The sequence below is a fragment of the Streptomyces sp. NPDC057623 genome, from assembly GCF_042800355.1.
In the GTDB taxonomy this organism is placed as follows: Bacteria; Actinomycetota; Actinomycetes; order Streptomycetales; family Streptomycetaceae; genus Streptomyces.
Genome location: NZ_JBHVGZ010000080.1, coordinates 7,492 through 14,824 on the forward strand (window position 1 = coordinate 7,492; position 7,333 = coordinate 14,824).

At 69.0% G+C, this 7,333-nt stretch carries 5 protein-coding genes and 1 pseudogene; all 6 read right to left on the reverse strand.

Annotated elements, in window-relative coordinates:
- Window positions 1-39: 39 nt before the first annotated feature.
- On the reverse strand, window positions 40-1,257 hold the full coding sequence (locus tag ACFU95_RS43545; protein WP_383840835.1) for a cytochrome P450: 1,218 nt from the start codon (window positions 1,255-1,257) through the stop codon (window positions 40-42).
- Window positions 1,258-1,382: 125 nt separating this feature from the next.
- The gene (locus ACFU95_RS43550; protein WP_383840838.1) at window positions 1,383-2,495 is read right to left on the reverse strand and encodes an acyltransferase family protein; all 1,113 of its coding nucleotides are present in this window, start codon (window positions 2,493-2,495) and stop codon (window positions 1,383-1,385) included.
- A 124-nt stretch (window positions 2,496-2,619) separates the two neighbouring features.
- Window positions 2,620-3,282, reverse strand: a pseudogene (locus tag ACFU95_RS43555) (NADPH-dependent F420 reductase); the annotation flags it as partial.
- A gap of 20 nt (window positions 3,283-3,302) precedes the next feature.
- Entirely contained in the window at window positions 3,303-3,665 is a 363-nt protein-coding gene (locus ACFU95_RS43560; RefSeq protein WP_383840841.1) for a nuclear transport factor 2 family protein, read from the reverse strand.
- Entirely contained in the window at window positions 3,650-6,031 is a 2,382-nt protein-coding gene (locus ACFU95_RS43565) for a condensation domain-containing protein (RefSeq protein ID WP_383840844.1), read from the reverse strand. Before ACFU95_RS43565 ends, ACFU95_RS43560 begins: the two co-directional genes overlap by 16 nt.
- Complete coding sequence (locus tag ACFU95_RS43570) at window positions 6,024-6,953, reverse strand: LysR family transcriptional regulator (RefSeq protein WP_383840847.1); 930 nt, start codon at window positions 6,951-6,953, stop codon at window positions 6,024-6,026. The genes ACFU95_RS43565 and ACFU95_RS43570 overlap by 8 nt, the downstream gene beginning before the upstream one ends.
- Between the last annotated feature and the right edge of the window lie 380 nt (window positions 6,954-7,333).

A 7,333-nucleotide genomic window follows, 5' to 3' on the forward strand; every position in this document is an offset into this window, starting at 1 on the left:
GTGTCGCGCCGGGGTGCCGGTGCGACACCGACCCGGGTGTCACCAGACGACCGGCATACTGCGCAGGCCGTGGACGATGTCGTTGAGCTTGAAGTCGGCCTGCTCCAACGGCCTCGCCAGCCGAAGGCTCGGCAGACGGCGCAGCAGGGTGGCCAGCGCGACCTGCATCTCGACCCGGGCCAGCTGTTGGCCGATGCACTGGTGCGGGCCGAAGCCGAACGCCAGGTTCGTACGGGCCCGCCGGCCGAGATCGACGGTGTCGGGGTCGGGGAACACACTCTCGTCCCGGTTGCCGGACGGGAGCGCGGCGACCACCCACTCACCCGCCTTCATCTCCGTGCCGCCGACGGTGACGTCCTGGGTGACGTACCGGACCAGCCCGAACTGGATCACCGTCAGGTAGCGCAGCAGCTCCTCCACGGCGGTGCCGATCGTCTCCGGGGCGGCCCGCAGCGCGGCCATCCGCTCCGGATCCTGCAGCAGCACCGCCATGCTCAGCGTGATCATGTTGGCGGTCGTCTCGTGCCCGGCGACCAGCGTCAGCACGCCGAGCGTGGACAGCTCCTGCACGGTCAGCGGCCGGCCGGTCTCGGCGGCGCGGGCGATGAGCCGGCTCAGCATGTCGTCCTGCGGCTCGACGAGCCGTTTCTCGATCAGCTCGCCGAGGCAGTCCTCCAGCCGCCGGGTGGCCGCGGCGCGGGCGGACTCGTCCGCCTCGAAGCTCGTCAGCACCTCGCTGTCGCGCTGGAAGGCGGCGTGGTCCTCGTAGGGCACGCCGAGCAGCTCGCAGATCACCTGTGAGGGAATCGGCAACGCGAAGTCCTGCACCAGGTCGGCGCTCGACCCGGCGAGCATCGCGTCGGTGTGCTGGTCGGTGATCTTCTGGATGTACGGCCGCAGTGACTCCACCCGCCGTGCGGTGAACTCGCGTATCAGCAGTCGCCGCAGCCGCGCGTGCTCCTCGCCGTCCAGCTGGATCATGAAGCCCGGCAGCGGGTCGCGCCCGTCGTAGGACGGCAGCATGTGGTCCGAACCGGCGGCGCGGGAGCTCAGCCGCGGATCCGAGAGCACGTCCCGGATGTCCTGGTACCGGCTGACCAGCCAGGCGTCCATCCCGGCCGGGCAGCGCACCAGCGACACGGGTTCGTCGGCGCGCAGCCGGGTGTAGGTCTCATCGGGGTCGAAGGGGCAGGAATCCGGCCTGGTGGCCGGGAATGCGCGGATCCCGGCTGCGAGGACGGGGGGGCGGTTCGTCATGGGAGTGCTCCAGGCTGTGGGGAGGTACTCACATCGCGCCGACCGGGCGCGACGACGCGCGGCGATCGACATCGGCGCAATGCTGCTTTGCGATCTTGGCGGCGGACAGGCGTCGCCCTCTCAGCTCACTGCCGGTCCACCACAGGGGCGATCGGAGCCGGACTCTCACGCCTGTTCGCGGGGCGGCTGAAGCGCCGGACCGCGGGACGTTCGACCAGCGTGTAGAGGGCCGCCGCGAGGGCGAGGCTGATCACGACGGTGAGCAGGATGTTGACCAGCCTCGTCGAGAGGGGCGCGGTCACCTCTGCCCCTGTGGCGTGCACGAGATCGATCGGGCCGTACTGGATGACGATGTAGTGCACGATGTAGAGGGCGAACGAGACCTCGCCCAGCCACACCATGACCCGCCCGCTGAGCGGCGTTCGCGCACCGCGTATGTCGGCGCGGGCGCCTGCCGCGATCACCAGGGCGAGCGCGAACGCGGTCGGCCCGGCGCAGAGGCGGAAAATACCGGGCAGGTAGGACTGGACCACCACACAGACGACCGCCAGGAGAAATGCCGGTGCCATGCCCAGGCGGATCCATTTCCCCGTCATCACGATGCGTGCCATCAGGATGCCGAGAACGAATTCGAGCATCCTGGTGAGCGGAAAGCTGTACGCGAACCAGGAATGCCACTGCGGAATCTCCGGGTCCCACGACGTGGCCGGCTGAGCCGGCAGCAGCAGGGCGACGAACGGGACGGCGATGATCGCCACGGCGGCGCCGCCCGCCCACGCCCACAGCCGCGACGGGCGGATGCGCGTGATGGCGCGGATCAGCCAGGGGAACGCGAAATAGAAGACCATCTCGCAGCCGAGGGTCCAGCTCGGCACGTTGATACCCGTCAATCCGCCGAGAGCGTCGAAGTTGGGAATCCAGGGCTCGATCAGCAGCAGCACCGGAACGGTGTTGATCAGCATGATCGGCACACCGGCGACGAACATCAGCACCGTGGTGGCCACGAAGGTCGTCACATGGTTCGGAAATATCTTCACCAGGCGCCGACGCCAGAAGAGTCTCGCGGTGTCGTCAGGGTCGGCGACCCAGGTGAGGATGAAACCGCTGAGCACGAAGAAGAAAGCCACCCCGACCGGCCCGAGGGTCGTGAGCAGATACGGCAGGCCGGGGTGCATCTCTCCCACGATCTGGCCGGCCATGTGGGAGACCAGAACGGCGAAGGCCGCGATGAACCGCATACCCGTCAGTGACGGCAGGCGACTCGGGCGAGTGGACGTTTCCAACGTCTGCACAAGCGTTTCCCTTCAGTTTGTGTAGGTCATGAACTCGCCCGAATCCTGAGGAGCCGAGACCGATGGGGAGTCAGGCACGCCACTCGGCGGTGCGTTCCGCGGATGCCTGTGCCAGTGCCTTCACGACGCTGTCGGCGCCGCCCCGGAACCCGTAGACGGGCGATCCCGGCTGCTGGCGCCACGACTGGTCCAGACCGCCCGCGTCCACGGTGTCGAAGCCGAGGGCGTCGATGAGGTCGCGCGCGGTCCGCTTCGCCTCCGGGTCGTCGCCGGCGACCGGCACCGCCTGGCGGCCGGGGCTGCCCTGAGGGCGGCCCCGGTCCAGGATGTCCTGGGCGTACGTCCCGTTGAACGCCTTGATCACGGGGTGACCGAGCTGCCGCTCCGTCCACCGGCTTTCGGGCAGCCCGTCCTCGACGGCGGCGATCCTGCCGTCGCGCTGCGGGTAGTAGTTGCCGGTGTCGATGACCGCGACGCCCGGCGCCGCGCCGTCGAGGAGCCCCGCGGGCAGGTCGGGTACCGCCTTGAGGGGGACGGCCACCACAACGACCTGGGCGCCCTGTGCCGCCTCGGACACGGCGACCGGGGTGGCGCCGGTCTCCTCGGCGAGCGCTGTGAGGGTGTGCGCTCCGCGTGAGTTGGCCACGGACACCTCGTGCCCCAGCGCGGTGAGCCGACGGGTCAGGTTGCCCCCGATGTTGCCCGCTCCGATGATGCCGATCTTCATGGGTTCGACCTTCCGGTGCGCGCGAACTAGTCCGTCGGCATCGAGTAGTGGTACTCCTCGATGCGGTCGATGAGGTCGCCCTCGAACCGGAAATACAGCAGGGCGTTGATCTCCTGGTGGGACCCGTCGGTCAGGTCCAGGTGCAGCACGTGCTGCTGGAGCACCTCGTTCTCATGCTGGAACTGGCGTTCCACGTCGTACCGCAGTGACGTGACGTTGGTGACGAAGGACTCGAACTGTTTCATCCGCTCGCCGATCGGCTGCTCCACCGTGCTGTCGTTCTGCCACACGACGGCCTTGTCGGTGCACATAGCCCGGGCGCCGGAGAAGTCGTACTTCTCCAGAATCCGCAGAAACGCGTTCACCTTCTCGCTCATGTTCTGCGCCATGCCGATTCCTCATTTCTCTGGGTTGGAATGTTCTCTGCGAGGGAACGCCACTCGTCCATCAATTTCTGCGCGGTGGCTTCGTCGAAAAGGTTTGTGTCGTACTTGAGGAAAGCCTTGTAGCCTTCGCCGTCCCGGTAGAGCTCCATGGAGAGTGCGTACTCTCCGGCGTACGGCAGGTCGTCGAACAGGCGCAGGTCCAGCTCTCCGGGACCGGACGGTGAGCCGTTGGTGAGGAGTTCGGCGCCTTCGAAGTTCTGGAACAGGAAGTTCGTCAGGACCAGAGGTTCGTCGTCCGCTCCCAGTGACCGGGCGATCTCCAGGAGCGGATAGGCGCCGTGCTCGATGGCGGCGACCATCTTGCGCTGCACGGACTTGAGCAGTTCTCGGAAGCCGCCGGTGTCCGTGCAGCGCAGGGGCAGACAGTTCGCGAACTGGCCGACCACGTCCTTGAACCGCTGGTCGTAGCGGGCGGCCGTGGTCAGGCCCAGGACCAGATCGTCCTGTCCGGTCAGCCGGCGCAGGAACCGCACGTACGTCGCGAAGAACACCGTGGCGACACTGACCCGGTGTTCCCTCGCCGTGTCGGTGAGCGCGGTGACCAGCGCGGGTGACAGCTTCCTCGTCACCACGGCCACGCGGGGCAGCCGCCTCGGGTCGTACGGGCGGTCGTAGGGCAGCGCGAGTGCCGTACGCGGCCCTTCCAGTTCCCGGAGCCAGTAGTCCCGGTGCCGTGCCGCGAGCGGGCCGGCGAGCAGTTCCTCCTCCCAGGCGACGAAGTCGCCGTAGGAGGCGCCGTTCGGATGTCTCTCGCCCCGGTATGCCGCTTTGAGGGTGCGGACGAGGACCGCGGTCGACGTGCCGTCCAGCAGGATGTGGTGAGCGGTGATCAGCAGCAGACGCCGTCGTCCGGGGAGAGCGACCAGGTGCGTCCTGACCAGGGGGCCCGTCGCCAGGTCGAAGGGGACGTCGACCAGTTCCCGCAGCCGGGCCAGTTGCGCCGCGCGCGAGACGGCCGCGATGTGGACCCGGTCGAACGACGGGGTCCTGGCCGGGTCGACGGCCATGTACGGCACGCCGGCGCGCTCACCGAAGACCGCGCTCAGCACCGGATGGATCTCCGTCTGCGCGCGGACCGCCCGCTCCAGGGCCGCTTCGTCCAGGTCGCCGTGGACCTCGAAGAGGAGCGGCAGGTTGTAGGCGGCCGACTCCGGGCAGCGCCGCTGGTCCCGGTACATGGTCAGCTGGCCCCGGGAGAGGTTCCACCGTTCGCCGGCCGGACCCGCGGAGCGGGCGCGCAGGTGGGCGCACAGGTCGTCGATGGACTCGATGCCTAACAGCGCGGTGGCGGGGATGTCGTAGCCGAAGTCCTCGCGCAGCGCGCCGGCGAGCCGCAGGACGAGGAGGGAGTGCCGGCCGTGGTCGGCGAGCGGGGCCGAGGGGTCGATCCGGTCGACCGGAACGCCCAGCACGGCGGCGGCTCGGTCGAGGAGGAGCGCGGTCAGGCCGTCGGGCCCTGTCGACGGAGGGGAGGGCGCGGTGGGGTGGGGGAGTGAGGGGGCGGGGTGGGGCCCGGACGGCGGGGCGGTCTCAGGGGGCGGAGTCGAAGCGAGGGGCGCGGGAGCCACGGCGGGCGCGGGTGCCGGCCGCTCTGTGACGCGGGGGCCTGGAGCTGACGCTGTCTCCGGAACGTCCCCGGTGGGGACGATGACGTCCCCGTACTCGGAGAGCAGGTGGGCGGAGAGCCGGTCGGCCGTGGTGAAGTCGAAGACCACGCTCGTCGGCAGGTTCAGCGACAGCGCGTTGTTGAGCTGGTGCACCACGCGCATCGCCCGCATCGGGTCCAGGCCCTGGTCGGCGAGGGCCAGTCCGCCGTCGAGCTCGTCGGCCTTCCTTGACAGAGCGCGCGCGATCTTCTCCCGCACCACGGCCGTTACCAACTCGTCCAGACCCGGGCGCGTCGGCAGCGGCACCACGCGGCGCGGCGCCCCCGCGTGCAGACGCTCCCAGTCCACCTCGGCGCCCGACGTCCACAGCGCCGCGACCTTCGACAGCCCGCCCTGGAGGCCGTCGCCGGTGAGCCCCGTCAGCGGACCGTCCGAGGTCCTGACGGTGCCCCGGTGTCCGCGCCCGGACCGCAGGGTGCTGAGCAGTTCCGCGGTCGTGGACACCACGACCGCGTACCGCTCGGGCAGCGCCTCCCGCGCGATCTGGAGCGTGTAGGCCAGGTCAGCGAGGTCGACGTCCGGGCCGCGGTCGAGGAACCGGGCCAGCGTGTCGACGGACGCGGCGAGTCGCTCGGGAGACCTGGCCGAGAGGACGACGATCTGTTCCGCCCGGCGAGAACGGCACGAGCCGGGGTCATGCACGGGAAGTCATCTCGTAGGTGACCGAGATCGCCGATCGCAGCACGTCCCGGAAGGCCGCGCCACGGCTGCTCATGGAGAGGCCGGGCATCATGGCCACACCGAGGGACGAGGGCGTCGTGTCTCCGACGATCTCGACCGCCCGGAGTTTTCCGCCGTCCAACGCCGTCATGCTCGAAGCGCGCTGGTACATGAGCGCGACCCCGGCACCGGCGGCCACGAGCCCGCGCACGGTCTCCAGGCTCGAAGCCGTGATCACTCGAGGCATGGTGACGCCGGCGTTGGCGTACAGCTTCTCGAAGTGACGGACCAGAGGCGGGGAGTCCAAGGTGACAAGCGGTCGCGTGCCCAGTTCTCCCAAGGTGATGGGGCCGTCTTTGCCTCGTGGATCGCTCTCGGGTACCAGGGCGTGAACGGACAGGTCGATGAGCGGCTGGAACCTGGATTCCCCCGCCAGGAAGTCGTAGGTGACGATCAGCTCGCACAGGCCGTCTCGCAGGTGTTCCAAGAGCCGGTCGGCGGATTCCTCGTGCACGTTCAGCTGTAGTCGCGCATGGCGCTCCTTGGTCATCCGATAAGCCAAGGGCAGCAGAAACGGAGTGATCGGAAAGAAGAATCCGACGTCGAGCTGGCCGGCGGTGTCACTCACCAGGGCGTCGCCCTGGGCTTTGATGTTCCCCGCCTGCCTCAACAGTGCGCGCGCCTCTCGCAGTAGGTGCCGGCCGCTTGGCGTGAGAGTGACCCCACGGGAACGGTGGCGAAGAAGCAGCTGCACGCCGAGCTGGCGTTCCAGCCGCATCACGGCCGATGAAACCGTTGACTGCGAGGCGCACAGTCGCTCTGCCGCCTCGGATATGTTGCCCGCCTCGGCAGAGACCACGAAGTATCGCAATTGTGCGAGGCTGAAGCCTAAGTGATCGGTCATAGCGCGCCCCCGGAGAGAGTTTTCTGGACTCTGACTGCTCGGATTTCGCTGCCTTCGGTCAATCACGTCATCCGCGGGGACCGTGCTCCTACGGTCGAACATGTTTGATCCCGCCGTTCCATTTCGCTCGCTCGCTCGCTCGCTCGCTTCGGCACGAGCCGCACCGCTGTCCGTGCTTCGGTGACCGACATGGTGTGCCGCCCCCCTTGCGGTTTCCTCTTGCAACGGCTGGCGGCACCTTGCCGGGGCCTTTCGCTTTCCTTGCCGGGGCCTCGCGGACCGGCGGCAGCCCGCGAGACGCCCCGCTGGGGGGCGGCTGGACACCCGGACGGGCCCCGTGTCCGCTCCCGGGGTACGAAATCCGGGTCGCCGTCCGGACC